Here is a 26,223-nt window from a genome sequence, read left to right on the forward strand (position 1 = left end):
GGCCCTAGATCTGGTGTCCCTCGTAGTGCGCCACCGCGTCCGCGGTGCGCCCTGCGCCGTACACCTTGAGGAACTCTGCCAGTTCCGGGTGGGTCGGGGCGAGGGAGTCGGCGGCATCGATGATGTCACCCGCGGCCGCGACCGACCGCAGCAGCGACTGGATCTCACGCACCACGCGCCGGACGGTCGGGGCGGCGCCGGTGTTGGAGGTCTGGCTGGTGCCGGTGAGGACGGAGCCGCCCTGAGACTTCTTGATCTCTTCCATGCGTTCGGTGGCCTCTCCCGCGCTGACGCTGCCGTCGGCGACCTGACCGGCCAGTTCCTGGAGAGCCTGGACACGCTGGACGACCGCGGGGTTGCCGATCTTCGCCCGCTGGCCGCTCATCAGCTGGGAGAGCATGGGGGCGGACAGCCCGAGGACCGCGGCGAGCCGGGCCTGGTTCAGGCCGAGATCATCGATCAGCCGGCGGAAGAGCGCCCCGAGAGGCTCTCCGTACCAGCTGCGCTGAAGCTCCCTGGCTCTTGCTGTTGCCTCTTGCTGAGCTGCGTCCATGGCGTCTCCCCTTCGCTGCGGCTTCGCTGCTGCGAACCTCGTCGAGCATCTTACGGAGAGTGGTTGCCGACCGGGAGTCCCCATCTTTTTGCAGGATTCCGGGGTGTACCCGGTACTCTGGTCTGCGGCGGTCGCCGAGACGCTGAAGTGTCCGGTGCTGTCCGCTTTTCGGGGCCTTAGCTCAGTTGGTAGAGCGCTGCCTTTGCAAGGCAGATGTCAGGAGTTCGAATCTCCTAGGCTCCACAGATGACAGAACGGGCGCCGGAAGACCTCAGGTCTTCCGGCGCTCGTTCGTCGTGAGGGGGCTGTTCAGCGGCGGTCGTCGAGATCGGTGCCGTCCACACCTTCCGGGCCGTCCGTCCCCTTGGTCTCCGTCTCGGCCTGCTTGGCCTGGTCCTCCGGGGCGAGGGAGCTCGGACCGCTGCCGTCGACCGAGGACAGGGGTGCGCGGTCGGAGACCTCCGTGGGAGCGGGCGGTTCGACCAGCCAGTCCGGGTTGGCCTGCTTGTCCCACCACCTCCAGGCGGCGTAGGCGGCGCCCGCCACGGCGGCGACCACGACGACCCCCTTGAACAGCCGTCCGGCCTTCGCCCGCCGCTCGTGCTTTCTGGCCAGCTGCTTGATCTCCTTCGCCGTGACCTGACTGCGCAGCGCGGCCAGCGCGGCGGCGCTGCGGGCCGAGGCCTCCTCGGCCATGGGCTGGGCGACGGCCATCGCGTGCTCGACGCGCGGCACGGTGTAGTCAGCGGCGGTACGGGCGGCCCGGCGGGTGCGGAGCGCGGCGCGCTGGGCGGCCTCGTCGACCTTGGGGGGTACATGAGCACGGGCCAGTTCGATACGTGGTGCGAGATGCGCGTCATATTGGACGCGGGCCTGCTGGGCTGCCTTCGACACCTTCGGCGCGAGCCGCGTGCGGGCCTCGCACGCGAGATGTGCGGCCTGGTCCTTGGCCGTGTCGGCGTAGGGCGCCACCACTTCCGCGGCGTGCTGCATGCTGTCCTTCGCCGAGTCGGTTGCGGCGCGCACGCTGTCGATGCGGGTCACGGGATCCTCCTCCTTGGTGGCGGGTAGATACTCCGCCTTTCCGCCCATTTCGAGATCATGCCTGCCGGAGGCCTGTATGGCATGCGGGGCAGGCATCCGGGTTATTCAGATCATTGGAGATGTCTTCGGGCAATTCGGTGCAAGGGGAGCTTGCCGACGACAATGCCACGGTTCGGTTCAGCCCGCGCCGGTTCGTCACGCGCTTGGCCGCATTTGTTCCCGCGGGGAGCGGCACGTAAGGGTTTCCGGGAAGTCGCAGGCGAGCGGGGTGAAGGCGGCCTCGGCGCACGGGGTGCGGAATCGGGCAAGAAGGTGAGTGAAGGCGTTGGTGGTGGCGGCCGAGCGCCGGAGGGACGGTCCGTGCGAGGATCGGTGAACGTCACTGAAGACTTAACGTCACTGAAGACTTACGGAAGGCAGATCGTGGCTGAGCAGCTTTACGCCACCTTGAAGACCAATCAGGGCGACATCGAGATCCGGCTTCTGCCGAACCACGCGCCAAAGACGGTCAAGAACTTCGTCGAGCTCGCCAAGGGTGAGCGTGAGTGGACGCATCCTGAGACCGGCAAGAAGTCCATGGACAGGCTGTACGACGGTACCGTCTTCCACCGCGTCATCAGCGGCTTCATGATCCAGGGCGGCGACCCGCTGGGCAACGGCACCGGTGGCCCGGGGTACGAGTTCGGTGACGAGTTCCACCCCGACCTCAGCTTCAACAAGCCGTACTTGCTGGCCATGGCCAACGCCGGCCCGGGCACCAACGGCTCGCAGTTCTTCGTGACCGTTTCGCCGACAGCCTGGCTGACCGGCAAGCACACCATCTTCGGTGAGGTAGTCGACCCCGCCAGCAAGAAGGTCGTGGACGCCATCGCGGCCACCAAGACCAACACCCGGACCGACCGTCCGCTGCAGGACGTCGTGATCGAGTCGGTCGTCATCGAGAACAAATGATCGCCGGTAGTGAACAAATGATCACGCTCTGATTGTCCTTTCGGGGAACCAATCGCCCTGCTCGTCCGTACTTGTTACATAGCGGACGAGCAGGGCTGCGTTGTGCGTGCTGCCGCCACGACGAGCACCGAGGGGACCGGGAAGTGATGGGACCGATGGACCAGCAGCCGCCGGGGGACCAGGATCGGTCCGCCGCCACGGACGGCTCGCTCAGCTGCTACCGCCACCCCGGTCGTGGGACGCACATCCGCTGCACCCGCTGTGACCGCCCGATCTGCCCCGACTGCATGGTCAACGCCTCGGTCGGCTTCCAGTGCCCGGACTGTGTCCGCCAGGGATCCGGTACGGGGCACGGCCCGGCCGCCGGCCGGCCGCGCACCGTCGCCGGCGGCACCATCACGGCCGATCCCCGGCTCGTCACCAAGATCCTTCTCGGTATCAATGTCGCCGTGTACATCGCCGTGCTGGCGAAGGGCGCGGTGGTCGACGAGCTGATGCTGCTCGGCCGCGCCACGACCCAGCTCGGCGGTCCGCTGGAAGGCGTCGCCGAGGGCCAGTGGTACCGGCTGGTGACGTCGATGTTCCTGCATCAGGAGATCTGGCACATCATGTTCAACATGCTGGGGCTGTGGTGGCTCGGCGGGCCGCTGGAGGCGGCACTCGGCCGTGCCCGCTATCTCATGCTCTACATGCTTTCCGGCCTGGCGGGCGGTGCCCTCACCTACTGGCTCTCAGCCCCCGTACAGGGCTCGCTCGGAGCCTCCGGAGCGATCTTCGGCCTGCTGGGTGCCACCGCCGTGCTCATGCGACGGCTCAACTACGACATGCGCCCGGTCTTCGCGCTTCTCGCGGTGAACCTGGTCATCACCTTCAACCCCTGGGGCGGAATCGCCTGGCAGGCACATGTCGGTGGTCTGATCGCGGGCACGCTGATCGCCATCGGTATGGTGCACGCACCCCGCGAGCGGCGCGCGCTGGTGCAGTACGGCACCTGCGCCCTGGTCCTGGTGGCCGTGGTCGGCATCGTCATCGCCAGAACAGCCGCGCTGACCTGAGCGGACGACCGTTCCCAGGGCGTTTCCCGGGTCTTCCCCCAGTCAGTTGTCCACAGCGCGTGCCGGATCTTGTGCATTCCGTGGGAACAACTGTGCCCCTTGTCGCTGAGCTGGGTTTTTCCAGCAGAGACAAGGGGCGTGCCAGCCCTCGATGAGGGAGGTCGCAGTCACATCGGCGTCAACAGCCAGGGAGTTATCCACAGATCGTCTGACCTTTTCCCCCGCCTGTGGATAACGCTGTGGGTAACTCGGGGCAAGGGTTGCAGGACCGGGCCCGCTGTGGGATCAGGTGCCCCGCGGTACTACTTCCACTGCGTGGAGACGCCGAAGCCGCCGGCGATGAAGCCGAAGCCGACGACGATGTTCCAGTTCCCCAGCGACTTGATCGGCAGATCGCCGTCGGTCACATAGAAAACGACGATCCAGGCCAGACCGATCAGGAAGAGCGCCAGCATCACCGGCGCCACCCAGCTGCGGCTGGTCAGCTTTATGTTGGTTGCCTGCTTCGCCGGAGGAGGCGTGAAGTCGGCCTTCTTGCGGATACGTGACTTCGGCACGAGGAACTCTCCTGTCGATGCGCTGCGTGACCGCGCAGGGAACTGTGGCTGGCGCCAGGGCAGGGCGCGAGGGGGAATGCTGCCTCCCCCGGGCGTCCGTTAGCGTAGTGCTTCCGTGGCGCCGAAGGAGATAAGGGTACGTTGAGCAATTCTGCCGACTCCCCCCAAGGACCGGTCCGGCGTACCTTCAGGCACCCGGTCCGGGTGCTCACCGCTGCCGTCTTCGCCCTCGCCGGACTGATCTTCGTCACCAGCGCCAACACGGCCAAGGGCACCAATATCCGCACCGACTCCTCGCTGCTCAAGCTCTCCGACCTCATCCAGCAGCGCAGCGGCAAGAACGCACAGCTGGACGAGACCAACGCATCCGTGCGCGAGGACATCGACGCCCTCGTCCGGCGCGACGACGGCAGCACCAAGGCGGAGGACGCCCGGCTCAAGGAGCTGGAGCGGGCCGCGGGCACGACAAAGCTCTCCGGCCGGTCCGTGGCTGTCACGCTCGACGACGCCCCGCCCAACGCCACCGCCAACCCCGGCTACCCCGACCCGCAACCCAATGACCTGGTCATTCACCAGCAGGACCTGCAGGCGGTCGTCAACGCCCTCTGGCAGGGTGGCGCCCAGGGCATCCAGGTCATGGACCAGCGGCTGATCTCCACCAGCGCGGTGCGCTGCGTCGGCAACACACTGATCCTCCAGGGCCGGGTCTACTCCCCGCCGTACAAGATCACCGCTGTGGGTGACCCGGCCAAGCTCAAGCAGGCAATCGACAACTCCCCGGCGATCAGCAACTACCTGCTGTATGTGAAGGCGTACGGGCTCGGCTGGAAAGTCGACGAGCGCGAGGCGGTGACTCTTCCCGGCTACTCGGGCACAGTGGATCTCCACTATGCGGAGCCGGTGAAGTAGCGAGCAGCTGTGGGGAGGCCGACGAGGTGTCGGTGCGACTGATCGTGAGGACGTTCAGCGAACTCTGCATCACCATCGGCGCCCTGATCGTGCTCTTTGTGGTGTATGTGCTGATCTGGACCGGGGTGAAGGCTGCCGGCGCGACCGAGGGACAGATCGACACCCTGCGCGACCAGTGGGCGCAGGGAACGGTGTCCGCACCCGCGCCGCACACATCCCCGACGCAGTCGGCGCCCACCGCCCCCGTGGCGTACCGGGACGGCAAGCCGTTCGCGATGCTGTACATACCCCGCTTCGGCAAGGGCTGGGAGTGGCCCGTCCTGGAGAACACCGAGGTCAGGACCTTGCGGAAAGGGCTCGGCCACTACACCGGGACCGCCCGCCTCGGCGCGAGGGGCAATTTCGCGGTGGCCGGACACCGTCGCACATACGGGGATCCGTTCAAGGACTTCCCGAAGCTGCGCCCGGGAGACGCGGTGGTGCTGACGGACGGGACGACGTGGTTCACGTACCGCATCGACAAGAAGCCCCTCCGGACGGTGCCGAGCGACATCGGGGTCATCGACCCCGTCCCCCGCAAGTCCGGCTTCGACGGGCCCGGCCGGTATCTCACACTGACCACCTGCGAACCCGAATGGGGCAGCAGCCACCGGCTGATCGCCTGGGCGCACCTCGACGCGACCCAGCCCGTGACCGACGGCAAGCCGACGGCTTTCCACAGCTGACCCACGCTCCTGCCCCGGCCCTCTAGTCTGGTCCCGTACCGAATGGAGGGACAGCATGTACGGCTGGATCTGGCGGCATCTGCCGGGCAACGCATGGGTGCGTGCGCTCATCTCGCTCGTGCTGGCGCTGGCTGTCGTCTACGCGCTTTTCCAGTATGTCTTCCCATGGGCGGAGCCACTGCTTCCGTTCGGCGACGTGACGGTCGACGGCTCAACCGGATCGGGGGCCGGCCAGTGAGTGCCCGCATCCTTGTCGTGGACAACTACGACAGCTTTGTTTTCAACCTCGTCCAGTACCTCTACCAGCTCGGCGCCGAGTGTGAAGTGCTGCGCAACGACGAGGTGACCACGGCACACGCCCAGGACGGCTTCGACGGCGTGTTGCTGTCACCCGGCCCCGGCACCCCGGAGCAGGCAGGTGTCTGCGTCGAGATGGTGCGCCACTGCGCGGCCACGGGCGTTCCGGTCTTCGGGGTCTGCCTCGGGATGCAGTCGATGGCGGTGGCGTACGGCGGTGTGGTGGACCGCGCCCCCGAGCTGCTGCACGGCAAGACCTCGCTGGTGACCCACGAGGGCACCGGGGTCTTCACCGGTCTGCCATCCCCCTTCACCGCGACCCGCTACCACTCGCTCGCCGCCGAACCCGACACGGTTCCACCGGAGCTGGAGGTGACCGCACGCACCGCCGACGGCATCATCATGGGGCTGCGCCACCGCGAACTGGCGGTGGAGGGCGTGCAGTTCCACCCGGAGTCGGTGCTGACCGAGCACGGCCATCTGATGCTGGCCAACTGGCTGGCACAGTGCGGCGACACAGGGGCCGTCGCGAGGTCGGCGGGGCTCGCGCCGGTGGTGGGCAAGGCCGTCGCGTGACCGCACTCCGCCCCGAACACGACGCCGGACAGGACGGCCCGTACGAGCAAGGAGCGTACGAGGCCGCAGGCGCGTTCGAGGCGGCGGTCGACCAGCTGGCGGATCCGCTGAGTGATCCGCTGCCGGGGCAGAGTGCCTCGCCTTGGTTCCGGGCGGGCGACATCCTGTCGGAGGAGCCGGGGGCGGGGCAGGAGCAGGGGCGGGGGCTGCACCGGGCGCCGGATCAGCCTCCGCAGCCGCCACAAGGGGCGCAGAAGCCCGAGGAGACTCCGCGGGAGTGGTACGACCCCGAGGGGTTCGAACGGGACTGGTACGGGCAGCAGACGCCCGCGCCGACGCCCTTGCCGACGTACCGGGCGCAACCCGTTACCCGTCCCTTCCCGCTCGATGACGAGACGGTCGGTCTGCGGTCGGCGGACACTCGGCGCCCGGTCGACCAGGCGGTGACGACCCAGCAGCCGAATTCGGAGCCGGAGCCGGGGGCGGGGCTGGGTTCGGGGTCGGCGAGCGATGCGGAGAGCTTTGCGGACCCGGGCACGGAGCCCGAGAAGACCGATCCGGAACACCGCACCGGAGGCCGCGCCGAGCGCCGACACGCTGCCAAGAGGCGCGGCCGTCGACGTACCGGACCTCAGCCGGAGATAACGGCGTCAGCCGCGGCGCCGGCTGCGAAGCCGATGTCACGCGTCGAGGCACGGCGTGCGGCGCGTGCGGCCAAGGACAGCCCGGCCGTTGTCGCCAGCAGGGTCGTCGGGGAGCTGTTCATCACCCTCGGCGTGCTGATGCTGCTGTTCGTCACGTACCAGCTGTGGTGGACGAATGTGCGCGCCGACCAGTACGCCGGCAAGGAGACGCACAAGATCCAGGACAACTGGTCGAAGGGCGACCGTAATCCCGGTGTGTTCGAAGCGGGGCAGGGATTCGCCATCATCCACATCCCCAAACTGGACGTGGTCGCTCCGGTCGCCGAGGGCATCAGCAAGGAGAAGGTCCTCGACCGAGGCATGGTCGGCCACTACGGCGAGGGCACGCTCCGCACCGCGATGCCGTCGGCCAAGCAGGGCAACTTCGCGCTGGCGGGCCACCGCAACACGCACGGCGAACCTTTCCGCTACATCAACCGGCTGCGCCCCGGTGACCTGATCGTGGTCGAGACGCAGGATACGTACTACACCTACGAGGCGACGAGGACCCTTCCGCAGACATCGCCGTCCAATGTCTCGGTGATCGGCCCGGTGCCGCCCGGTTCGGGGTTCACCGGGCCGGGTCGGTACATCACTCTGACGACCTGTACGCCGGAATTCACAAGTACGTACCGTTTGATCGTCTGGGGCAAGATGGTCGATGAACGCCCGCGCAGCAAGGGGAAGCCCGACGCGCTCGTCGGCTGAAACATCATCACGACAGGGACGGGTGCGGTGACAGGGACGACCGAGCACGAAGAGCGAATCGGTGAGTCTGCGCCCCCGTCGCGGCGCAGCGGCCGCCATCTTGTCGCGACCGCGATCAGTGTTTTCGGCGAACTGCTGATCACGGCAGGCCTGGTACTGGGACTCTTCGTCGTCTACTCCCTCTGGTGGACAAATGTGCTCGCCGATCGCGAGGCCACCAAACAGGGCCATACCGTCCGCGACCGCTGGGCAGGCGGACCGGGCGCGCTGGACACCAAGGACGGCATCGGCTTCCTGCACGTCCCGTCGATGAAGAACGGCGAGGTGCTGGTCAAGAAGGGCACCGACACCGAGAACCTCAACGACGGCATCGCGGGCTACTACACGGACCCGGTGAAGTCGGCTCTCCCCTCGGACAAGAAGGGCAACTTCACCTTGGCGGCACACCGCGACGGGCACGGTGCCAAGTTCCACAACATCGACAAGGTGAAGACGGGGGACGCGGTCGTCTTCGAGACCAAGGACACCTGGTACGTCTACAAGGTCTTCAAGGAGCTTCCCGAGACGTCGAAGTACAACGTCGATGTGCTGCAGGCGGTACCGAAGGGATCGGGCGCGAAGAAGCCCGGCCGCTACATCACGTTGACGACCTGCACGCCGGTCTACACGTCGAAGTACCGCTACATCGTGTGGGGCGAGCTGGTGCGTACGGAGAAGGTGGACAAGGACCGTACGAAGCCGGCGGAGCTGCGACAGCCATAGATTGAGCCGGGCCCGAAGCCGCAACCAACCCTTGCGACTTCGGGCCTTCTGCTTCCCGGCTCACTTGAGCACCTGCAGCCTCGCGCCCGTGCTCCAGGCCTCCAGCAGGCCGCGGTGCATGGCAGTGACGCCAAAAAGGGCCCCGGTCACCGTTGCGGTGCCGGGGCCCGATGGGGGTGCGATTCGGTCAGCGTCGTGAGCCGGACGGGCCGCCGAAGATGTTGCCGTTTCCGTTGCCGCCCACCGTCGTGAGTGTGATGGGAGTGTTCGCCGGATCCACCTGGGTACCTGGCTGAGGGTCGATGCCGGAGACGATGGCGTTGTCGTCCGGGGAACTGCCGTTCGCGAACTGGATATTCGTGAAGCCGGCCTGGGCCAGCATCTGCTTGGCCTCGGAGACGGTTTTGGTCCTGACTTCGGGAACCGCGACCTGCGCCGGCTGCTGCGGACCCTTCGAGACCGTCAGCACGATCTGGGCGGTCAGTGGCTGCATCGAGTTGGCGGGCGGAGTCTGGTTGGTCACCTGGTTCGCGGGCTTGTCCGAATCTTCATCGGTCCTGGAGATGTTGGTGAAGCCCACGCCCTTGAGCTGAGCCACCGCGGCGTCGTAGTCCCGTTCGACCACGGGCGGCACCTTCTGGGTGGCCTGCTTGGCGACCGTGATCGTGACCTCGGAGTTCTTCTCGGCCTTCGTGTTGCCCTCGGGGTCCTGCTTGATGACCGTACCCGCGGTCTTTTCGGATTCGACCGCGGTGACGTTCACCGTGAAGCCCTTGTCCTCAAGGTACTTGCGGGCGCTCTCCTCGGACTTCTCCGTGACGTCCGGGACCTCGACCTTCGGCGCACCGGTGGAGACGACGACCTCGACAATCTCCTTCTGCGCCATCTTGCCGCCGACGGTCGGGCTCTGGCTGCAGATCTTGCCCTTGGGCTGGTCCTCGCAGGGTTCGCGCGAGCCGACCTTGAGCGTGACGGAGGCGGTTTCCGCGCGTCGCTGTGCTTCCTGCACGGTCGAGCCGACCATGTTCGGCACATCGACCTTGCCGCTGCCGCTGTTGGTTTCGCCGAACACCGACCGGCCGATCAGGATCGCGCCGATGAGTACCAGGATGCCCGCGACGATCAGCAGGATCGTCGAGGTGTTGCTCTTCTTCTGGAGGCGGCGGTCCGGCCGGTCGTCGTAGCCGTAGCCGCCGTCGTCCGGGTTGACCGGGGGCAGCATGGACGTGGGCGCGCCGTTCTGGTCCGCGGCGTGCAGAGCGGTGGTGGGCTGGTCGTTGCCGTATCCGTCGTAGCCGCCGTAACCGGGCGCACCCATCGCCGCGGTGGCGGCGACCGGCTGGCCATCGAGGCAGGCCTCGATGTCGGCCCGCATCTCGTCGGCCGACTGGTAGCGGTAGTCGGGGTCCTTGACCAGGGCCTTCAACACGATCGCGTCCATCGCGGGCGTGATCTCGGGGTCGAAGTTGCTGGGCTTCTGCGGCTCTTCCCGTACGTGCTGGTAGGCGACCGCGACGGGTGAGTCCCCGATGAACGGCGGCCGGACCGTCAGCAGCTCGTAGAGCAGGCAGCCGGTCGAGTACAGGTCGGAGCGGGCGTCGACCTGCTCGCCCTTGGCCTGCTCCGGGGAGAGGTACTGGGCGGTGCCGATGACGGCCGAGGTCTGGGTCATCGTCATGCCGGAGTCGCCCATGGCGCGGGCGATGCCGAAGTCCATGACCTTGACCTGGCCGGTGCGCGTCAGCATCACGTTCGCCGGCTTGATGTCGCGGTGGACGATGCCTGCGCGGTGCGAGTACTCCAGCGCCTGGAGGATGCCCACGGTCATCTCCAGGGTGCGCTCGGGCAGCAGCTTGCGGCCGGAGTGCAGAAGTTCCCTGAGCGTCGACCCGTCGACGTACTCCATCACGATGTACGGGATGGAGACCCCGTCGACGTAATCCTCACCGGTGTCGTAGACAGCGACGATCGCCGGGTGATTGAGCGAGGCGGCGGACTGGGCCTCACGGCGGAACCGGGCCTGGAAGGACGGGTCGCGGGCCAGATCGGCCCGCAGCGTCTTCACAGCTACGGTGCGGCCGAGCCGGGTGTCGTGTGCGAGGTAGACCTCGGCCATGCCACCACGGCCGAGCACCGAGCCCAGCTCGTACCGGCCGCCGAGGCGACGCGGCTCTTCCATAACTGTTCCAGCCCTCTCCGTCAGTCCCGACCGCACCGGTGTGCGGTCCGGCGGTGTGCTGCTCGCGCATACGCTACCGGCCGCGCACTACCTGATCGGCCTGGAGTCCGGACCTGATATCTGACCGGTATCCCAATGTGCAGGTATGACACCCGATGTGATGGGCATCACTTCTTGCTGTCGATGACCGCCTTCATTACAGCCTTTGCGATGGGGGCGGCCAGACCGCCGCCGGAGATGTCGTCCCGGTTGGCCTGGCCGTCCTCGACAACGACGGCGACGGCGACCGGGGAGCCTTTGTCGGTCTTGGCGTAGGAGATGAACCAGGCGTAGGGCTTCTCGCTGTTGTTCAGACCGTGCTGCGCGGTACCGGTCTTGCCACCGACAGTGACGCCGTCGATGAGGGCCTTGGTTCCCGTGCCGCTCTGGACCACGGTTTCCATCATCTGCTGGAGCTTCTGTGCGTTCTCACCCGAGAGGGGCTGGCTGAGCTGCTCCTTCTTGTGGGTGTAGATCACGTCCAGGTTGGGGGCCTGACGGTCGGCGATCATGTACGGCTGCATCAGCTTGCCGTCGTTGGCGACCGCGGCGGCGACCATCGCCATCTGCAGCGGGGTGGCGCGGTTGGACGCCTGGCCGATGCCGGCCATGGCGTTCTGCGGACGGTTGTCCTTGGGGTAGACGCTGGCGTCAGCTCGTACCGGGGTGAAGACGTCCTTGTTGAAGCCGAACTTGTTGGCCTGGTCGATCATCTTCTGGTTGCCGAGGTCATCGCTGATCTTGCCGAAGACGGTGTTGCACGACAACCGCAGCGCCTCCCGGAGCGAGGCGTTCTCGCACGGGATGTTGCCCTCGTTCTCCAGGTTGCCGGTGGTCAGCGGGAGCCGGTAGGGCAACGGCGACTTGGTGTGCTCGTCGATGCTGGTGTACAGCCCGTTCTCCAGCGCGGCCGCGGCGGTGACGACCTTGAAGGTCGAGCCCGGCGGGTAGGTCTCGCGCAATGCCCGGTTGAGCATCGGCTTGTCCTTGTCCGTCGAGAGCTTCTTCCAGGCCTTGGAGTCGGCGTCGGAGTTGCCCGCGAAGGTCGAGGGGTCGTACGAAGGGGTGCTGACGAGGGCCAGGATGGCGCCGGTCTGTGGGTCGAGCGCGGCGACGGCGCCCTTCTTGTTGCCGAGCCCCTGGAAGGCGGCCTTCTGGGCAGCGGCGTTGAGGGTGGTGACGACGTTGCCGCCCTGCTTCTTCTCGCCTGTGAACATCGACAGGGTCCGGTCGAAGAAGAGCCGGTCGTCGTTGCCGGTGAGGATGCCGTCCTCGAGCTTCTCAAGGAAGTTGGCGTCGAACGCCTGCGAGGAATACCCGGTGACGGGCGCCCACATCGGGCCGTTCTTCCAGACGCGCTTGTACTTGAAGTCGCCGACCTTGGTCTCGACCGAGCCGGTCACGGGGACGCCGCCGTCGACGATGATGTTGCCGCGCTCGTGCGCGTACCGCTCGATGCGCACGCGGCGGTTCTCGTCGCGGCTGTTCAGCTCGTCGGCGCGGACGTACTGCAGGTAGTTGGTCCGCACGAGCAGACCCAGGATGAGGACGCCGCAGAAGACCGCGATCCGGCGAAGGGGCTTGTTCACGGTCGGACCACCTGGGTCATCTCGGCGTCGGAGGACGGGGCGGGGGCCGGGGCCGGGCGACGGGCGGTGTCGCTGATCCGGATCAGAATGGCGATCAGCGCCCAGTTGGCCAGCACGGACGAACCACCGTACGCGAGGAACGGCATGGTCATACCGCTGAGCGGGATGAGCCCCATGACACCGCCGGCGACCACGAAGACCTGGATGGCGAAGGCCCCCGACAGCCCGATGGCGAGCAGCTTGCCGAAGGGGTCACGGGCGGCCAGCGCCGTACGGACGCCCCGCTCGACGATCAGGCCGTAGATCAGCAGGACGGCCATCATTCCGGCCAGACCCAGCTCCTCGCCGACGGTGGAGAGGATGAAGTCGGCGTTGGCGGCGAACATGATCAGGTCCGAGTGGCCCTGGCCCAGTCCGGTACCGAGCGTTCCACCGGAACCGAAGGACATCAGCGACTGGGCGATCTGATCGCTCTGCGCCATCGTTGCCTTGGCGAAAGGGTCGAGCCAGGCGTTCACCCGGGACTGCACGTGCGGCTCGAAGGATGCCACGCCCACCGCGCCCACCGCGGACATCAGCAGACCGAAGACGATCCAGCTGGTCCGCTCGGTGGCGACGTACAGCATCACCACGAAGAGGCCGAAGAACAGCAGTGAGGTGCCGAGGTCGGTCTCGAAGATCAGGATCAGGATCGACAGGGCCCAGATGGTGATGATCGGTCCGAGGTCGCGTCCGCGTGGTAGGTACAGACCCATGAAGCGGCGGCTGGCCAGCGCCAGCGCGTCACGTTTCACCATGAGATAGCCGGAGAAGAACACCGCGATCAGAATCTTGGCGAACTCTCCCGGCTGGATGGTGAACGGGCCGAGGCTGATCCAGATCTTCGCGCCGTTCACCGGGGGGAAGAACATCGGCAGGATCAGCAGGACCAGCGCCACAGCCATCGAGATGTAGGTGTAGCGCTGAAGGATGCGGTGATCCTTGAGGATCACCAGCACGGCGACGAAGAAGGCGACGCCGATCGCCGAGTACAGCAGCTGCTTCGGGGCGTCGGGGCTGTAGGAGCCGTACAGAGTCTCCGCACGCTGGATCAGCCTCGGCGACTGGTCCAGCCGCCAGATCAGCACCAGCCCCAGGCCGTTGAGCAAGGTGGCGAGCGGCAGCAGTAGCGGGTCCGCGTATGGGGCGAACTTGCGTACCACGAGGTGGGCGACGCCGCCGAGCAGGATGAGTCCGCCTCCGTATCCGAACATGCCGGACGGGAGCTTGCCGTCCATGGCGAGTCCGACATTGGCGTAGGCGAACACCGAGATGGCGATAGCGAAGACCATCATCATCAGTTCGGTGTTGCGACGGCTCGGTGCGTCGATCGCGCCGATCGTGGTCGTGTTGGTGACAACGCTCATGGTGCTGAAGGCTCCCTACGGCTTTACTGCTTACCGCACTGCGGGACCAGCTTTTTCTCTTCCTCCGAGAGGCTGGGACCAGGAGTGGGAGTCGCTGCGGTCGGCTTGGTCTTGGCGGCACCGGAAGTCTCGGACGTCTTGCTGACGTCCGAGCCCGTACCACTGGCTTGGCCCTCGTCGGAGCGGGCTTTCTCGGCCGCGCGTCGCTGGGCGTCCTTCTTGCAGGCGGATGCCTGGACAGCGAGTTCGCCGATCTTTTCGCGTGCGGCGGGGAGGTTGCCCTCGGCGATGGTCGCCTCGACCTGCTTGCGCTGGTAGGGCGGGAGGTACTTGAGTTCGATCTCGGGGTGGTCCTTCTCGACCTTCGAGAGCGAGACCCAGGCCAGGTCCTGGCTGATGCCACGGAACAGCGCGACATGTTCGTTTTTCGCGCCGACGTAGAACTGGTTCTGGGTCCAGCGGTAGCCGCCGTAGAGACCGCCGCCGATGACAGCAAGCGCGAGCACTACGTAGAAAGACCTCTTGAGCCACTTACGGCCGCCGCCGGGTTTGATGAAGTCGTCGTCGGTGTACGTGTCGAAGGAGCCGTCCGGCATTCCGTCGTAGCCGACGCCGTCACCGCTTCCGGGCGGGCCGAAGCCGCCTGCGGGCGGCGGGACGGGGCGGCCGAGGCCGGCCGCTCGTCCGGCGGGGGTCTGCATGGCGCCGCCGTCGTTCAGCTGGGCGGCCTGGTTCTCTGCGACCGCGCCGACGATGACCGGGGTGTCGTTGAGCTGTCCGGCCAGGGTGTCATTGCTGTCGACGTCGAGGACGTCGGCGACGATGCAGGTGATGTTGTCCGGGCCGCCGCCGCGCAGGGCGAGCTGGATCAGCTCCTGGATGGTCTCCTGCGGGCCCTGGTAGCTGGCGAGGGTCTCTTCCATCGTCTGGTGGGAGACGACGCCGGAGAGCCCGTCGGAGCAGATCAGGTAGCGGTCGCCGACCCGGACCTCACGAATGGAGAGATCGGGTTCGACATGGTCGCCACTGCCCAGCGCACGCATCAGAAGGGCGCGCTGCGGGTGGGTGGTGGCCTCTTCCTCGGTGATCCGGCCCTCGTCGACCAGCCGCTGCACCCAGGTGTGGTCCTGGGTGATCTGGGTGAGCACGCCGTCGCGCAGCAGGTACGCGCGGGAGTCGCCGACGTGGACGAGGCCGAGTCGCTGGCCGGTCCAGAGCAGGGCGGTGAGCGTGGTGCCCATGCCCTCCAGCTGGGGGTCCTCCTCGACCATCATGCGCAGCTGGTCGTTGGCCCGCTGGACCGCCGTACCGAGCGAAGTGAGAATGTCCGAACCCGGGACGTCGTCGTCGAGCTGGACGAGTGTGGAGATCACCTCGGAGCTCGCGACCTCGCCGGCTGCCTGGCCGCCCATGCCGTCGGCGATGGCGAGAAGGCGCGGACCGGCGTAGCCGGAGTCCTCGTTGCCTTCCCGGATCATGCCCTTGTGTGATCCGGCGGCGAAGCGCAGGGAAAGACTCATGCGCACCTCGCCCGTCGGCTCGGGGTACAGCCGGTCTCGAGCCACACTGCCCACCCTCCGGTCGGGAGCCGGTCCGGGTCCGTTGCCCGGACCGCCGCGGCTCGCTCGCTCCGCTCGCTCATTGTCGTACTACTTCCGCAGCTCGATGACGGTCTTGCCGATCCGGATCGGCGCGCCCAGCGGAACAGGTGTCGGGGTGGTGAGTCGGGTCCGGTCGAGATACGTGCCGTTGGTGGACCCGAGATCCTCGACGATCCACTGGCCGTCACGGTCGGGGTAGATCCTGGCATGCCTGCTGGACGCGTAGTCGTCGTCCAGGACGATCGTTGAGTCGTGGGCCCGGCCCAGCGTGATGGTCTGCCCCTGGAGCGCCACCGTGGTACCGGTGAGGGTGCCCTCGGAGACGACCAGCTTTGTGGGTGCCCCCCGGCGCTGGCGGCCGGGCTGTTGGCGTTGCTGCGGCGGTGCCGCCGCGCTCTGGCGCGCCTGTGGCGGCCGTGCGTCGGTCGTAGTGCGGCGTGAGCCGCGCTGCGTGACGCGCGTTCCGAACAGGTCGCTGCGGATGACCTGGACGGCCACGATCACGAACAGCCACAGAACAGCTAGGAAACCTAGCCGCATGACCGTCAAGGTCAGCTCTGACATTGCCCCCGCTTCACCCTTCGGCTTGCCGGTAAACGATGGTGGTGCTGCCCACGACGATCCGCGAGCCGTCGCGGAGCGTAGCGCGGGTTGTGTGCTGCCCGTCCACCACGATGCCGTTGGTAGACCCGAGATCCTGGATCGTCGAGGGTGTTCCGGTCCGGATCTCACAGTGCCGACGCGATACGCCGGGGTCGTCGATCCGCACGTCGGCTTCGGTGCTGCGTCCCAGCACCAGCGTCGGGCGGGAGATCTGATGGCGGGTGCCGTTGATCTCGATCCAGCGCCGCACCTGCGCGTTCGGCAGGGGGCTTGGTCCGGCCGGCGGGTGCCGGTCGGTACTGGGCGCTCCGGGCCTGCCCGCGCCCGGCGGCGGGGCCGCGGGCATGGGTGGGGCGGCGTAGCCGCCGGTGGGCTGCGGCGGCCGCCCCGGGCCCGGGTGGGAGGGCTGGCCGTGCTGTCCAGGGTGGCTCTGCAGTCCTTGCCCGCCCTGGGGTTCCTGCTGCTGTGACGAGCTCGACGCCAGGGTGCGGCTACGCACCCGGTAGAGCCCGGTGTCGAGGTCGTCGGCCTTCTCCAGATGGACCTTGATGGGGCCCATGAAGGTGTACCGCTGCTGCTTGGCGTAGTCGCGGACCAGGCCGGAGAGCTCGTCGCCCAACTGGCCGGAGTACGGGCTGAGTCGCTCGTAGTCCGGGGTACTGAGTTCGACGATGAAGTCGTTGGGGACGACGGTCCGCTCACGGTTCCAGATCGTTGCGTTGTTGTCGCACTCGCGCTGGAGGGCTCCCGCGATCTCGACCGGCTGGACCTCGGACTTGAAGACCTTGGCGAAGGTGCCATTGACCAGACCTTCGAGACGCTGCTCGAAACGCTTCATGACTCCCATGGGGCACCTCCTCCGTTGTAGTCGTCCCTGTACTGCTTACTGATCGTATCCACGCGTCGGGAAATCGGCTGGTTCCCCTTGTCTGCCCTGTGGATGAGTGTCACCTCTCACACGGATCGTAGAGGCGGCCTCCTGACAGTGTCCCGCACCTGGGGTGCACTGAGGAGGAGTGGGGGCGGCCGTATGGCGTTCCCGGTTCCCGCCAGGCGTTCGGTGAAACAACGGATGTGAATCCACCCTGTCCAGCGTGCTAATCTTCCGGATGTCGCCAGGAGCTCGCACCAAACGGTGAGAGAGTCTGGAAACACCACTCTTGCGCGAGTGGCGGAACGGCAGACGCGCTGGCTTCAGGTGCCAGTGTCCTTAGGGACGTGGGGGTTCAAATCCCCCCTCGCGCACAAGAGAGAAGCCCCACAGGTCAACGGCCTGTGGGGCTTCTTCGTTCCCAGGTTTGGTTTCACGTGAAACACCGGATTCGTGGCGTTCTGCGGTGGTGTGAGGCTTACAGGGTTTGCGGGGCCTTACGGGCTTGGGGAGGAGCGTCGAAGGAGAACCGCCGCCGACGGCGGATACGCCAGCTCCGGATCTGCGGGTTGGAGTGGTCGGGTCGGGGCCGAGAGCGCAGGTGCTCGCGCAGACGCTGCAGGACAAGGACAAGGGTGACGGGGCGCTATGTGTGCACGGTCCCCGATCGCTCGACGGCTGTGAATCGCCTCAGGACGCCGGCGAGTTACGGTGCCTATTTGCCGAGGAAGCGCCCCGAGCTGCTGGTGGCCAGCGCGTCCTTTGACATCAGTGCCACGGTGGTCGAGAAGGTCTTCACCAAGGTTGCGGCCGCGGAGGGGGGCCCGCTGAAGACGACGGACACGGCACCGACCGCTGATGGCGATCCGACCGGCCAGGGCATCTTCTTCCGGCTGGTCGCGGTGAGTATCGACTCGTACGCACCGGTCGCGGTGGTCGGCGGTGCGGGCGCGGTGCTGGCGCCGCGGATCAGGGCCGCTCCGACGGTTGCCGCGTCCTGGTGGTGAGCGTGATCGAGTGGTCTGCGCCGGTCCGCTGTTCGGTCTCGTGGACCACGGGCTAGGCGGTCTCTGGGGAAGAGCTGGAAGAGGCCGTCGGCGTCTGACCAGGACAGAGCGTTGTCCACAGGTCGTGAGGTGGGTTTTCCACAGGGGCCGACGGCTTTCGGCGGACGGCGGTACCTTCGTTGCAATTGATCTGCGGCAGGGCATGGAGCCAGGAACGCAGGGCGAGGGCGGGGGAGGCTGCGCGCCATGGGTGAAATCGAAGCGACAGTGCCGGTTCAGCGGACTGTGACAGGTGATCCGCGCATTCCGGTCGTGCCCGGATTCGCGTGCCGGGCGACTGTGGCGGGCAAGAGTGCGCCGCAGTCGCCCAGGGAGGCGGGCAAGGTGCTGCGGGAGAAGGTGCCCAGGGCCTCTCACTCCGCCCTTGACCTTCCGGCCGGGCGGCCCGATGCCGTGCTGGCGGTCGAGGAGTCGAGTCGGGGCAGGGTGCCAGGTCTCGCCCCGATCCGGGTGGGGCGGATGGCAGCCAGACCGTTCGCGTTTTTGCGTGGCTCGGCCGGGCTGATGGCTCACGACCTGGTGGGCACACCGGTCAGCGGCGTGGGCGCCCAGCTCTGCGGCGATGCGCACGCGGCCAATTTCGGGCTGTACGGCGATGCGCGGGGCAGCTTGGTCATCGATCTGAACGATTTTGACGAGACCGTGTTCGGCCCCTGGGAATGGGACCTCAAGCGCCTCGCCACCTCGCTCGTGCTCGCCGGGCGCGAGGCCGGAGCGGACGAGGACACCTGCCGTCAGGGCGCATACGACACGGTGGGTGCATACCGGCGGACGATGCGGCTGCTGGCCAAACTGCCCGCGCTCGATGCCTGGAACGCCATCGCGGACGAGGAGTTGGTCTCGCACACGGATGCGCGGGATCTGCTCGGCACCCTGGAGCGGGTCTCGGAGAAGGCCCGTAACAACACCAGCGCCCGTTTCGCGGCCAAATCCACTGAGGTTTCCGGGGACGGCGGACGCCGCTTCATAGACGCGCCGCCGGTGCTGCGGCGGGTGCCGGACGAGGAGGCCGCCGCCGTGGCGGTGGGACTCGGCGACTATCTGGGCACGATCTCGGAGGACCGGGTACCGCTCCTCGCCAGATACGCGATCCAGGACGTGGCGTTCCGGGTGGTCGGCACGGGGAGCGTCGGCACCCGGTCGTACGTGGTGCTCCTGCTCGATCACCCTGGCGAGCCCTTGGTGCTGCAGGTGAAGGAGGCGCGGCCCTCCGTGCTGGCGCCCTACCTCCCGGCTGTCGGGTTCGATGTGCCGGAGGTGGCGCACGAGGGGCGCCGGGTGGTGCTCGGGCAGAAGCGGATGCAGGTCGTCAGCGACATCCTGTTGGGTTGGGCCACCGTCGACGGGCGCCCGTTCCAGGTGCGGCAGTTCAGGAACCGCAAGGGCAGTGTGGATCCGGCGGCCCTGGCAGCCGACCAGGTCGATGACTACGGCCGGATGACCGGTGCGCTGCTGGCTCGGGCCCATGCGCACAGCGCCGATCCGCGGCTGATCGCGGGCTACTGCGGCAAGAACGAAGAGCTGGACGAGGCGGTAGCGGCGTTCGCGGTGACGTACGCGGACCGTACTGAGGCGGACCACGCGGAGCTGGTGCGGGCCATCGGTTCGGGGCGGATAGCCGCCGAACTGGGTGTGTGAGCGGCATTGAGTCGACCGTGCGTCCTCGGGGCGTGGACAGTGGCCATACGCTGGACGGGTGACCCACGAAGCCGCCGGGGTGCCGACCACCCGGAACGACGATGACCGGCAGGAAAACGACCGGCAGCACGAGCAGCATGCGCCGAATGCGCAGCACGGAGAGCCGGCCGGCGCCGGTGCCGGTGCTGGTTCGGGGGCCGACGCTGCCGATGGGGCCGACGGCGGGACTGCTGAGGGGGCTCGGCCCGAGGCTCGGCTTGCGAAGGCTGTGCGGGTGGCGGAGCAGGCGCTGATCGAGTTCGAGATCGCGGTTGAGACCTTCCGGGTCGAGGTCGAGAACTTCTCCCGGTTGCACCACCAGAAGCTCGGGCCGATGTACGCCCGCCTTGACGAGCTCGATGCGCAGATCGCGGAGGCCCGGGCCGCCAGGACCGGTGACCCCGAAGATCTCCGCAAGGCGCAGGAGGCCCGGGCGATCGTGATGCCGATGCCCGGCGTCGACGAGCTGTTCCACGACTGGATCGACTCCGGCGGGCTGTCCCCCGAGGCGGCGGCGATGCTGACCGAGCAGCCGGTCCGGCCGCCCAAGCGGGTCCGGCCGACCGAGGAGGTGCGCAAGCTCTACCGCGAGCTGGCGCGCCAGGCCCACCCGGACCTGGCGCAGGACGAGACGGAGCGGGCACGCCGGGAAGAGTTCATCACCCGCGTCAACGCTGCTTATGGGCGCGGGGACGAGTCGCTGCTGATGGAGCTGGCGCAGGAGTGGGCGGCGGGGCCGGTGGTGCCGGAGGCGGAGCTCAGCGAGAGTGAGGAGCTCTATGCCCGGCTGAACTGGCTGACCCAGCGCAAGGAACTCCTGACGGTGCTCGCCCAGGAGCTCGAGGAGAGCGCGATCGGGGCCATGCTGCGGATGGCGCCCGACGATCCGGACCGGCTGCTCGACGAGATCGCCGATCAGCTGCTGGGCGAGGTCGCTCAGCGTGAGACGGAGCTGGCGGGTCTGGTGCAGTAGCGTTCCCGGTGACTCTGGAGCGTACGTACGAGAGAAGGCATGACTCATGAATTTCGCCCCGCTGCCCTCGGTGGATGTCGCGGCGGTTCCGTCGGACGGCTTTGTGCTGGACGTCCGGGAGGACGACGAATGGGCAGCCGGGCATGTCGCAGGCGCCCTGCACATTCCGATGAGTGACTTCGTGAGCCGTTTCGGTGAGCTGACCGAAGCTGCCGAGGACGGTCGGCGCGTGCATGTGATGTGCCGGGTCGGTGGCCGGTCCGCCCAGGTCACCCAGTACCTGGTGCAGCAGGGCATCGACGCAGTGAACATCGACGGCGGGTTGCTCGCCTGGGACGGTGCCGGACGTCCGATCGTCACCGACAACGGCAACCCGGCTTTCGTGCTCTGAGCCCGGAGGCCGCTCGGCTGCTGGAGTGCTGGGCGGCCGCTCGGCCCGTGTTGGTTGAGGGCCTGGCCGGTGTCAGCTGAGGAGGTGCGTGGCCAGGAGGTCGCCCAGTGTCTCCTCGTGTGCCGCCGCCGAGCCGAGGGAGAGCTCGATCTGCTTCGCCCAGGCGTGGAAGCGGTGCAGCGGGTAGTCGGTGTCCGCGCCGAAACCGCCGTGCAGATGCTGTGCCGTCTGTACGACCCGGCGGACACCGTCCGATGCCCAGATCTTTGCCACGGCAATGTCGCCCTCGGCGGGCAGCGCACCGTCGGCCCCGGTGGAGATCCGCCAGGCGGCCTGCCAGAGCGTCACTTCCATGGCCCGCAGGTCGATGTAACGGTCCGCGGTCTGTACGGCGACGGACTGGAAGGTCGCGATGGGAAAGCCGAACTGCTCGCGCTTGCCGGTGTACTCGCTCGTCATGGTGAGCACCGCCTCGCCCAGTCCCAGGGCGAGCGCGCACGTTCCGATGGTGAGCAGGGCGCGCAGCCACTTCCAGGCTCCGGCGGTGTCGATCAGCGCATGGCTGTCGATCCCTACCGAATCCAGCCGGACCTCGGCGAACAGCTCACCACTGGTGGAGACCTGCTTGGCCAGGGTGACGCCGTCGTGGGTGGGTTGGATCAGGGCCACAACGGCCCGGCCCTCGCCCGTGTGGGCGGGAACCGCGATCCAGTCCGCGGCCTGCGCCCATGGCACCCCTGACTGCACCCCGTCGAGCACCCAGCCCGCAGCGTCACCGTCGGCGGCGCCAGGCCGGTTGCTCTTCGTGGGGGCTTCCTGTCGGGCGGTGACGGCGAGCTCGGCCCGATCGTGGCCGGTGCGGCCGCTGGCTCCGACGGTGAGGACCAGCTCGCCCCGGCCGACCCCGGGCAGCAACTCGGCGGCCAGCCTCGCGTCGCCATAACGCTGGAGCGCCATCGCGACCGCGCACGTCTCCAGCAGCGGGACCCGCGCAAGTACCCTGGCGGACTCGCGCAGCACTAGACAGAGCGCGACGAGATCGAGCCCGGCCCCGCCGTGCTCCGGGGACAGCATCAGACTCAGCAGGTCACCTGCGGCGAGCCCGGCCCACAGGGGCCGGTCGATGTCCTCGGCCACCGCTCCCGGTACGAGAGCGGGGCTGGGCACCCCGTCGGGCGCGATGCCCGAGAAGACCGCCCTCGCTGCCTGAGTGGCTGCCTGCTGCTCCTCGGTGAAGGTGAAGTCCACTGCCCTGGCCTCCTGCGAACCACTGCTCCCGTACCCGGACCTGACGGGTCGTCAAGATAGAGCAGGTTCTATGAGAAGGGAACAGGAGGAGGGGGACAGAGAGAGGGAGCAGGAGGAGGTGGGGGCGGGTGAAATGGGGCGCGGTCAGCGGTCGAAGTCGAGCTCCACCTCCGGAGTGACGGGATGCGACTGGCACGCCAGCACGTAGCCGGCGCCCGTCTCTTCGGGCTCCAGCGCGAAGTTGCGGTCCATCCGTACCTCGCCCGAGACCAGGAATGCCCGGCAGGTCCCGCACACACCGCCCTTGCAGGCGTACGGCGCGTCGGAGCGGCTGCGCAGCACGGTTTCCAGCAGCGATTCGCCCTCCTGTACCGGCCATGTGCCGGAGCGGCCGTCCAGGGTCGCGGTGAGGCTGCTGTGAGCAGGCGTTTCGGCCCGGGGGCGGGCGGGTGCGTTCGGGCCGTCGTCCACATGGAAGATCTCTTGGTGGATACGGGTCCGGTCGACGCCCAGGCCGTGCAGTGCGCGCTCGGCGGCCTGTACCAGTCCGAAGGGCCCGCACAGATACCAGCCGTCCACCTCCGGCACCGGTAGCAGCGTGGGCAGCAGCTCGGTGAGCCGGTTCCCGTCCAGCCGGCCGGATGGGAGGCCTGCCTGCTGCTCTTCCCGGGAGAGCGCCGTGACCAGTTGGAACCGGTCCGGATAGCGGTCCTTGAGGTCGGCGACCTCGTCCAGAAACATTGTCGAGAGCGCCGTCCGGTCGCTGCGGATCAGACAGAAACTGGCGCCGGGCTCCCGCGCAAGCAGTGTCGCCGCGATCGACAGCACCGGGGTGATCCCGCTGCCCCCGACGATCGCCGCGAAATGTCCAGCGCGGGGCGTGAGTACGAATCGGCCCTTAGGAGGCATTGCCTCGATCAGGTCGCCGACGGCGAGTTCCTTCAGCGCGTAGGTGGAGAACGCGCCGCCGTCGACGAGGCGGATGCCCACCCGTAGTACCGGTTCTGGCTGTTCCTCGGTGGCCGGGGAACAGATCGAGTACGAGCGGCGGATCTCCTCGCCATCGACGGTGTAGCGCACATTGAGGTGCTGGCCGGGCTTGTGGCGGAAGGTCTCGCGCAGCTCGGGCGGCACGGCGAGGGCGACGGCCACCGAATCGTCCGTGAGCCGTTCGATCGCGCTGACCCGGAGCGGATGGAACATCTACAACTCCTTGAAGTGGTCGAACGGTTCGCGACACGTCACACAGCGGCGCAGTGCCTTGCATGCAGTGGAGGAGAACCGGCTGAGCAGCTCCGTATCGGTCGAGCCGCAGTGCGGGCAGCGGACCGAGAGCGTGAGCGGCACCGGGCCGCCTGCGGAGGCCGCGGCGTTGTGCGGGCGCGGGGGCGCGATGCCGAACTCGGCCAGCTTGCGCCGCCCTTCCGCGCTGATGTGGTCCGTGGACCAGGCAGGCGAGAGCACGGTGACCACGGAGACCTCCGGTATGCCGTGGTCGTGCAGCACCCGCTCGATGTCGGCGGACATGGCCTCGATCGCCGGACAGCCGGTGTAGGTCGGGGTGAGACGCACTGTGACCTTGCCTGGCGCCACCACATCCACGCCCCGGAGCACCCCCAGCTCGTCCAGGGTCAGTACAGGCAGCTCGGGATCGGGTACGGAGCCTGCCAGCCGGTGCAGCTCCTCCTCCAGGAGTGTTTCGGTCACCATGATGCCCCCGGGTGGCTGCGATGCAGGTGCTGCATCTCGGCGATCATCCGGCCGAAGGGCTCGGTGTGGATGCCCTGGCGTCCCGCGCCCGCCGCCCATGCTCCGGACTGCGGGCCGGCCGGCACGGTCAGCGTGGCTTGCTGCAGCACCGCAGTGACGGACTCCAGCCAGCCGCTGTGCAGCGACTGCCAGTCGATCTCCACGCCCTCGACGGGCTGGAACAGCTCGCCCGTGAACCGCCACAGGGTGTCGACCCCGCGCTGCATCCGCTCATGGCTCTCGGCCGTGCCGTCGCCGAGCCGCAGCGTCCAGTGCTCCGCGTGGTCCTGGTGGTAGGCGACCTCCTTGACCGCCTTCGCCGCCAGCCCGGCGAATGGACTCTCACCGGCCTCCAACTGCTCGTAGAGCAGTCGCTGGTAGGTGGAGAAGTAGAGCTGGCGGGCGATGGTGTGGGCGAAGTCGCCGTTCGGCTGCTCGACCAGCTGGACATTGCGGAAGGAGCGCTCCTCGCGCAGATACGCCAGCTCGTCCTCGTCCCCGACGAGGGAGAGCAGCACCCGGGCCTGCCCCAACAGGTCCAGGGCGATATTGGCCAGGGCCACTTCCTCTTCCAGTACGGGGGCATGGCCCGCCCACTCCCCCAGTCGGTGCGAGAGCACCAGCGTGTCGTCGCCCAGGGCGAGGGCCGCGGTCACAGGTGCTTCACCCCTTCCGGGATCTCGTAGAACGTCGGGTGCCGGTACGGCTTGTCACCGGCCGGCTCGAAGAAGGAGTCCTTCTCGTCCGGCGAGGAGGCCGTGACCTGTGCGGAGGGGACTACCCAGATGGAGACGCCCTCGGAACGGCGCGTGTACAGATCGCGCGCGTTGCGCAGGGCCATTTCCGCGTCCGGGGCGTGCAGGCTGCCCGCGTGGGTATGGGACAGCCCGCGGCGTGAACGCACGAACACCTCCCACAGTGGCCATTCGGTCGAGCTGCTCATGCTGTCGCCTCCCCGTTTCGTACTGTTGTGTGTTTCTTGGCGTACGCAACCGCCGCGTCCCGGACCCAGGAGCCCTCCTCGTGCGCCCGGCGGCGCTGGGTGAGGCGCTGCTCGTTGCACGGGCCGTTGCCCTTGAGGACCTCCTGGAACTCCTGCCAGTCGATCGCCCCGAAGTCGTGCTGTCCACGCTCCTCGTTCCACCGGAGATCCGGGTCCGGGAGGGTGAGCCCCAGCGTCTCGGCCTGGGGGACACAGATGTCCACGAAGCGCTGCCGCAGCTCGTCGTTGGAGTGCCGCTTGATCTTCCAGGTCATCGACTGCGCCGAGTGGGCCGATGCGTCGTCCGGCGGGCCGAACATCATCAGAGACGGCCACCACCAGCGGTTCACCGCGTCCTGCGCCATCTCGCGCTGCGCCGGGGTGCCACGGCTGAGGGTGAGCAGCAGCTCGTAACCCTGACGCTGGTGGAAGGACTCCTCCTTGCAGATACGGACCATCGCCCGGGCGTACGGGCCGTAGGAGCAGCGGCAGAGCGGTACCTGGTTGGTGATCGCGGCACCGTCCACGAGCCAGCCGATCGCGCCGACGTCCGCCCAGGTCAGCGTCGGGTAATTGAAGATCGATGAATACCTCTGGCGTCCTGCGTGGAGCTTGTCGAGCAGCTCCTCGCGGCCGGTGCCGAGGGTCTCCGCGGCGCTGTACAGATAGAGCCCGTGCCCGGCCTCGTCCTGCACCTTGGCCATAAGGATCGCCTTGCGGCGCAGCGAGGGTGCTCGCGAGATCCAGTTGGCCTCCGGCTGCATTCCGATGATTTCGGAGTGGGCATGCTGGGCCATTTGCCTGACCAGTGAGGCACGGTACGCATCCGGCATCCAGTCGCGCGGCTCGATGCGCTCGTCCGCCGCCACCGCGGCATCGAAGGCTGCCTCCAGGGCCTCGTCCGCCCCTTCGGGCCTGCCTGCTCCTGCCTGCGCTGTCTGGTCCGCAGTCACTGCCGTCATCCCGGACTCCCTACCGACCGACCGATCGTTCGGTTCAATGTGTTCAATAGTGAGTCGGTGGCCCGT

General features: G+C 67.7%; 26 protein-coding genes, 2 tRNA genes and 1 pseudogene. 14 read left to right on the forward strand and 15 right to left on the reverse strand.

Annotated elements, in window-relative coordinates; genetic code table 11:
* Positions 1-4 precede the first annotated feature (4 nt).
* Positions 5-553 carry a helix-turn-helix domain-containing protein gene (locus ABTZ94_RS00165; RefSeq protein ID WP_351195899.1) on the reverse strand — a complete coding sequence of 183 codons (549 nt, stop codon included), beginning with the start codon at positions 551-553 and terminating at the stop codon, positions 5-7.
* Positions 554-723: 170 nt separating this feature from the next.
* On the opposite strand from ABTZ94_RS00165, the gene ABTZ94_RS00170 reads away from it, so the two are divergent.
* A tRNA-Ala gene (locus ABTZ94_RS00170) sits at positions 724-796 on the forward strand.
* A gap of 66 nt (positions 797-862) precedes the next feature.
* Here the strand turns inward: ABTZ94_RS00170 and ABTZ94_RS00175 are convergent.
* Positions 863-1,597: a DUF5324 family protein gene (locus ABTZ94_RS00175; protein WP_351195901.1), complete on the reverse strand. Its 735-nt coding sequence runs from the start codon at positions 1,595-1,597 to the stop codon at positions 863-865.
* A gap of 423 nt (positions 1,598-2,020) precedes the next feature.
* Here ABTZ94_RS00175 and ABTZ94_RS00180 point away from each other — a divergent pair, with 423 nt between their 5' ends.
* Positions 2,021-2,548 (forward strand): peptidylprolyl isomerase, encoded by a 528-nt coding sequence (locus ABTZ94_RS00180; RefSeq protein ID WP_351195903.1) that lies wholly within the window; start codon positions 2,021-2,023, stop codon positions 2,546-2,548.
* A 155-nt stretch (positions 2,549-2,703) separates the two neighbouring features.
* Complete coding sequence (locus ABTZ94_RS00185) at positions 2,704-3,603, forward strand: rhomboid family intramembrane serine protease (protein WP_351196122.1); 900 nt, start codon at positions 2,704-2,706, stop codon at positions 3,601-3,603.
* A 302-nt stretch (positions 3,604-3,905) separates the two neighbouring features.
* Here ABTZ94_RS00185 and crgA read toward each other — a convergent pair whose 3' ends face one another.
* Positions 3,906-4,160: a cell division protein CrgA gene (crgA, locus tag ABTZ94_RS00190; protein ID WP_265543105.1), complete on the reverse strand. Its 255-nt coding sequence runs from the start codon at positions 4,158-4,160 to the stop codon at positions 3,906-3,908.
* A gap of 141 nt (positions 4,161-4,301) precedes the next feature.
* Between crgA and ABTZ94_RS00195 the strand changes: the two genes are divergently transcribed.
* The 6 genes from ABTZ94_RS00195 to ABTZ94_RS00220 are packed head-to-tail and all read left to right on the forward strand — an operon-like array spanning position 4,302 to position 8,820.
* The gene (locus ABTZ94_RS00195) at positions 4,302-5,069 is read left to right on the forward strand and encodes a DUF881 domain-containing protein (protein ID WP_351195905.1); all 768 of its coding nucleotides are present in this window, start codon (positions 4,302-4,304) and stop codon (positions 5,067-5,069) included.
* A 26-nt stretch (positions 5,070-5,095) separates the two neighbouring features.
* Positions 5,096-5,794: a class E sortase gene (locus ABTZ94_RS00200; protein ID WP_351195907.1), complete on the forward strand. Its 699-nt coding sequence runs from the start codon at positions 5,096-5,098 to the stop codon at positions 5,792-5,794.
* Positions 5,795-5,849: 55 nt separating this feature from the next.
* On the forward strand, positions 5,850-6,032 hold the full coding sequence (locus ABTZ94_RS00205; protein WP_093895029.1) for a hypothetical protein: 183 nt from the start codon (positions 5,850-5,852) through the stop codon (positions 6,030-6,032).
* Positions 6,029-6,667 (forward strand): aminodeoxychorismate/anthranilate synthase component II, encoded by a 639-nt coding sequence (locus ABTZ94_RS00210; RefSeq protein ID WP_093895028.1) that lies wholly within the window; start codon positions 6,029-6,031, stop codon positions 6,665-6,667. Before ABTZ94_RS00205 ends, ABTZ94_RS00210 begins: the two co-directional genes overlap by 4 nt.
* On the forward strand, positions 6,664-8,058 hold the full coding sequence (locus ABTZ94_RS00215; protein ID WP_351195910.1) for a class E sortase: 1,395 nt from the start codon (positions 6,664-6,666) through the stop codon (positions 8,056-8,058). Before ABTZ94_RS00210 ends, ABTZ94_RS00215 begins: the two co-directional genes overlap by 4 nt.
* A gap of 27 nt (positions 8,059-8,085) precedes the next feature.
* Positions 8,086-8,820 (forward strand): class E sortase, encoded by a 735-nt coding sequence (locus ABTZ94_RS00220; protein ID WP_351195912.1) that lies wholly within the window; start codon positions 8,086-8,088, stop codon positions 8,818-8,820.
* Positions 8,821-9,007: 187 nt separating this feature from the next.
* Here the strand turns inward: ABTZ94_RS00220 and pknB are convergent, their stop codons facing one another.
* The 6 genes from pknB to ABTZ94_RS00250 all read right to left on the reverse strand — a co-directional run bounded on the left by pknB (position 9,008) and on the right by ABTZ94_RS00250 (position 17,084).
* Positions 9,008-10,999: a Stk1 family PASTA domain-containing Ser/Thr kinase gene (gene pknB, locus ABTZ94_RS00225; protein WP_351195914.1), complete on the reverse strand. Its 1,992-nt coding sequence runs from the start codon at positions 10,997-10,999 to the stop codon at positions 9,008-9,010.
* A gap of 167 nt (positions 11,000-11,166) precedes the next feature.
* Positions 11,167-12,627 carry a peptidoglycan D,D-transpeptidase FtsI family protein gene (locus ABTZ94_RS00230; protein ID WP_351195916.1) on the reverse strand — a complete coding sequence of 487 codons (1,461 nt, stop codon included), beginning with the start codon at positions 12,625-12,627 and terminating at the stop codon, positions 11,167-11,169.
* Positions 12,624-14,033: an FtsW/RodA/SpoVE family cell cycle protein gene (locus ABTZ94_RS00235; RefSeq protein ID WP_351195918.1), complete on the reverse strand. Its 1,410-nt coding sequence runs from the start codon at positions 14,031-14,033 to the stop codon at positions 12,624-12,626. Before ABTZ94_RS00235 ends, ABTZ94_RS00230 begins: the two co-directional genes overlap by 4 nt.
* A gap of 23 nt (positions 14,034-14,056) precedes the next feature.
* Positions 14,057-15,553, reverse strand: coding sequence for a Stp1/IreP family PP2C-type Ser/Thr phosphatase (locus ABTZ94_RS00240; protein ID WP_351195920.1), 1,497 nt, complete (start codon positions 15,551-15,553; stop codon positions 14,057-14,059).
* A 129-nt stretch (positions 15,554-15,682) separates the two neighbouring features.
* Complete coding sequence (locus tag ABTZ94_RS00245) at positions 15,683-16,198, reverse strand: FHA domain-containing protein FhaB/FipA (RefSeq protein WP_351195922.1); 516 nt, start codon at positions 16,196-16,198, stop codon at positions 15,683-15,685.
* A gap of 10 nt (positions 16,199-16,208) precedes the next feature.
* Complete coding sequence (locus ABTZ94_RS00250) at positions 16,209-17,084, reverse strand: FHA domain-containing protein (protein ID WP_351195924.1); 876 nt, start codon at positions 17,082-17,084, stop codon at positions 16,209-16,211.
* Between the two features lie 315 nt (positions 17,085-17,399).
* On the opposite strand from ABTZ94_RS00250, the gene ABTZ94_RS00255 reads away from it, so the two are divergent.
* The 5 genes and pseudogenes from ABTZ94_RS00255 to ABTZ94_RS00275 all read left to right on the forward strand — a co-directional run bounded on the left by ABTZ94_RS00255 (position 17,400) and on the right by ABTZ94_RS00275 (position 21,216).
* Positions 17,400-17,482: transfer RNA gene (locus ABTZ94_RS00255), tRNA-Leu, on the forward strand.
* A 176-nt stretch (positions 17,483-17,658) separates the two neighbouring features.
* Positions 17,659-18,191, forward strand: a pseudogene (locus ABTZ94_RS37715) (hypothetical protein); the annotation flags it as partial.
* Positions 18,192-18,361: 170 nt separating this feature from the next.
* Complete coding sequence (locus ABTZ94_RS00265; protein WP_351195928.1) at positions 18,362-19,813, forward strand: DUF2252 domain-containing protein; 1,452 nt, start codon at positions 18,362-18,364, stop codon at positions 19,811-19,813.
* A 58-nt stretch (positions 19,814-19,871) separates the two neighbouring features.
* The gene (locus ABTZ94_RS00270; protein WP_351195930.1) at positions 19,872-20,825 is read left to right on the forward strand and encodes a J domain-containing protein; all 954 of its coding nucleotides are present in this window, start codon (positions 19,872-19,874) and stop codon (positions 20,823-20,825) included.
* A gap of 46 nt (positions 20,826-20,871) precedes the next feature.
* Positions 20,872-21,216 carry a rhodanese-like domain-containing protein gene (locus tag ABTZ94_RS00275; RefSeq protein WP_351195932.1) on the forward strand — a complete coding sequence of 115 codons (345 nt, stop codon included), beginning with the start codon at positions 20,872-20,874 and terminating at the stop codon, positions 21,214-21,216.
* A 72-nt stretch (positions 21,217-21,288) separates the two neighbouring features.
* Here the strand turns inward: ABTZ94_RS00275 and ABTZ94_RS00280 are convergent, their stop codons facing one another.
* The 6 genes from ABTZ94_RS00280 to paaA form a co-directional block, all read right to left on the reverse strand.
* Complete coding sequence (locus tag ABTZ94_RS00280) at positions 21,289-22,464, reverse strand: acyl-CoA dehydrogenase family protein (protein WP_351195934.1); 1,176 nt, start codon at positions 22,462-22,464, stop codon at positions 21,289-21,291.
* A gap of 144 nt (positions 22,465-22,608) precedes the next feature.
* Positions 22,609-23,667, reverse strand: coding sequence for a 2Fe-2S iron-sulfur cluster-binding protein (locus ABTZ94_RS00285; RefSeq protein WP_351195936.1), 1,059 nt, complete (start codon positions 23,665-23,667; stop codon positions 22,609-22,611).
* Entirely contained in the window at positions 23,668-24,174 is a 507-nt protein-coding gene (gene paaD, locus ABTZ94_RS00290) for a 1,2-phenylacetyl-CoA epoxidase subunit PaaD (RefSeq protein ID WP_351195938.1), read from the reverse strand.
* Positions 24,168-24,869: a 1,2-phenylacetyl-CoA epoxidase subunit PaaC gene (gene paaC, locus ABTZ94_RS00295; RefSeq protein WP_351195940.1), complete on the reverse strand. Its 702-nt coding sequence runs from the start codon at positions 24,867-24,869 to the stop codon at positions 24,168-24,170. Before paaC ends, paaD begins: the two co-directional genes overlap by 7 nt.
* Positions 24,866-25,156 carry a 1,2-phenylacetyl-CoA epoxidase subunit PaaB gene (gene paaB / locus ABTZ94_RS00300; protein WP_093548044.1) on the reverse strand — a complete coding sequence of 97 codons (291 nt, stop codon included), beginning with the start codon at positions 25,154-25,156 and terminating at the stop codon, positions 24,866-24,868. The genes paaC and paaB overlap by 4 nt, the downstream gene beginning before the upstream one ends.
* Entirely contained in the window at positions 25,153-26,157 is a 1,005-nt protein-coding gene (gene paaA, locus ABTZ94_RS00305) for a 1,2-phenylacetyl-CoA epoxidase subunit PaaA (protein ID WP_351195942.1), read from the reverse strand. Before paaA ends, paaB begins: the two co-directional genes overlap by 4 nt.
* Positions 26,158-26,223: the final 66 nt, after the last annotated feature.

Source organism: Streptomyces sp. NPDC002785 (assembly GCF_040295565.1).
Classification (GTDB): Bacteria; Actinomycetota; Actinomycetes; order Streptomycetales; family Streptomycetaceae; genus Streptomyces.

Bases quoted from the DNA above. Each gene is read 5' to 3' on its own strand.
- ABTZ94_RS00250 (WP_351195924.1), bottom strand. From the start codon at position 17,084: ATGGGAGTCATGAAGCGTTTCGAGCAGCGTCTCGAAGGTCTGGTCAAT.
- ABTZ94_RS00285 (WP_351195936.1), bottom strand. From the start codon at position 23,667: ATGTTCCATCCGCTCCGGGTCAGCGCGATCGAACGGCTCACGGACGAT.
- paaD (WP_351195938.1), bottom strand. From the start codon at position 24,174: ATGGTGACCGAAACACTCCTGGAGGAGGAGCTGCACCGGCTGGCAGGC.
- ABTZ94_RS00245 (WP_351195922.1), bottom strand. From the start codon at position 16,198: ATGTCAGAGCTGACCTTGACGGTCATGCGGCTAGGTTTCCTAGCTGTT.
- ABTZ94_RS00265 (WP_351195928.1), top strand. From the start codon at position 18,362: ATGGGTGAAATCGAAGCGACAGTGCCGGTTCAGCGGACTGTGACAGGT.
- paaB (WP_093548044.1), bottom strand. From the start codon at position 25,156: ATGAGCAGCTCGACCGAATGGCCACTGTGGGAGGTGTTCGTGCGTTCA.
- ABTZ94_RS00205 (WP_093895029.1), top strand. From the start codon at position 5,850: ATGTACGGCTGGATCTGGCGGCATCTGCCGGGCAACGCATGGGTGCGT.
- ABTZ94_RS00165 (WP_351195899.1), bottom strand. From the start codon at position 553: ATGGACGCAGCTCAGCAAGAGGCAACAGCAAGAGCCAGGGAGCTTCAG.
- ABTZ94_RS00240 (WP_351195920.1), bottom strand. From the start codon at position 15,553: ATGAGTCTTTCCCTGCGCTTCGCCGCCGGATCACACAAGGGCATGATC.
- ABTZ94_RS00235 (WP_351195918.1), bottom strand. From the start codon at position 14,033: ATGAGCGTTGTCACCAACACGACCACGATCGGCGCGATCGACGCACCG.
- ABTZ94_RS00275 (WP_351195932.1), top strand. From the start codon at position 20,872: ATGAATTTCGCCCCGCTGCCCTCGGTGGATGTCGCGGCGGTTCCGTCG.
- pknB (WP_351195914.1), bottom strand. From the start codon at position 10,999: ATGGAAGAGCCGCGTCGCCTCGGCGGCCGGTACGAGCTGGGCTCGGTG.
- ABTZ94_RS00185 (WP_351196122.1), top strand. From the start codon at position 2,704: ATGGACCAGCAGCCGCCGGGGGACCAGGATCGGTCCGCCGCCACGGAC.
- paaA (WP_351195942.1), bottom strand. From the start codon at position 26,157: ATGACGGCAGTGACTGCGGACCAGACAGCGCAGGCAGGAGCAGGCAGG.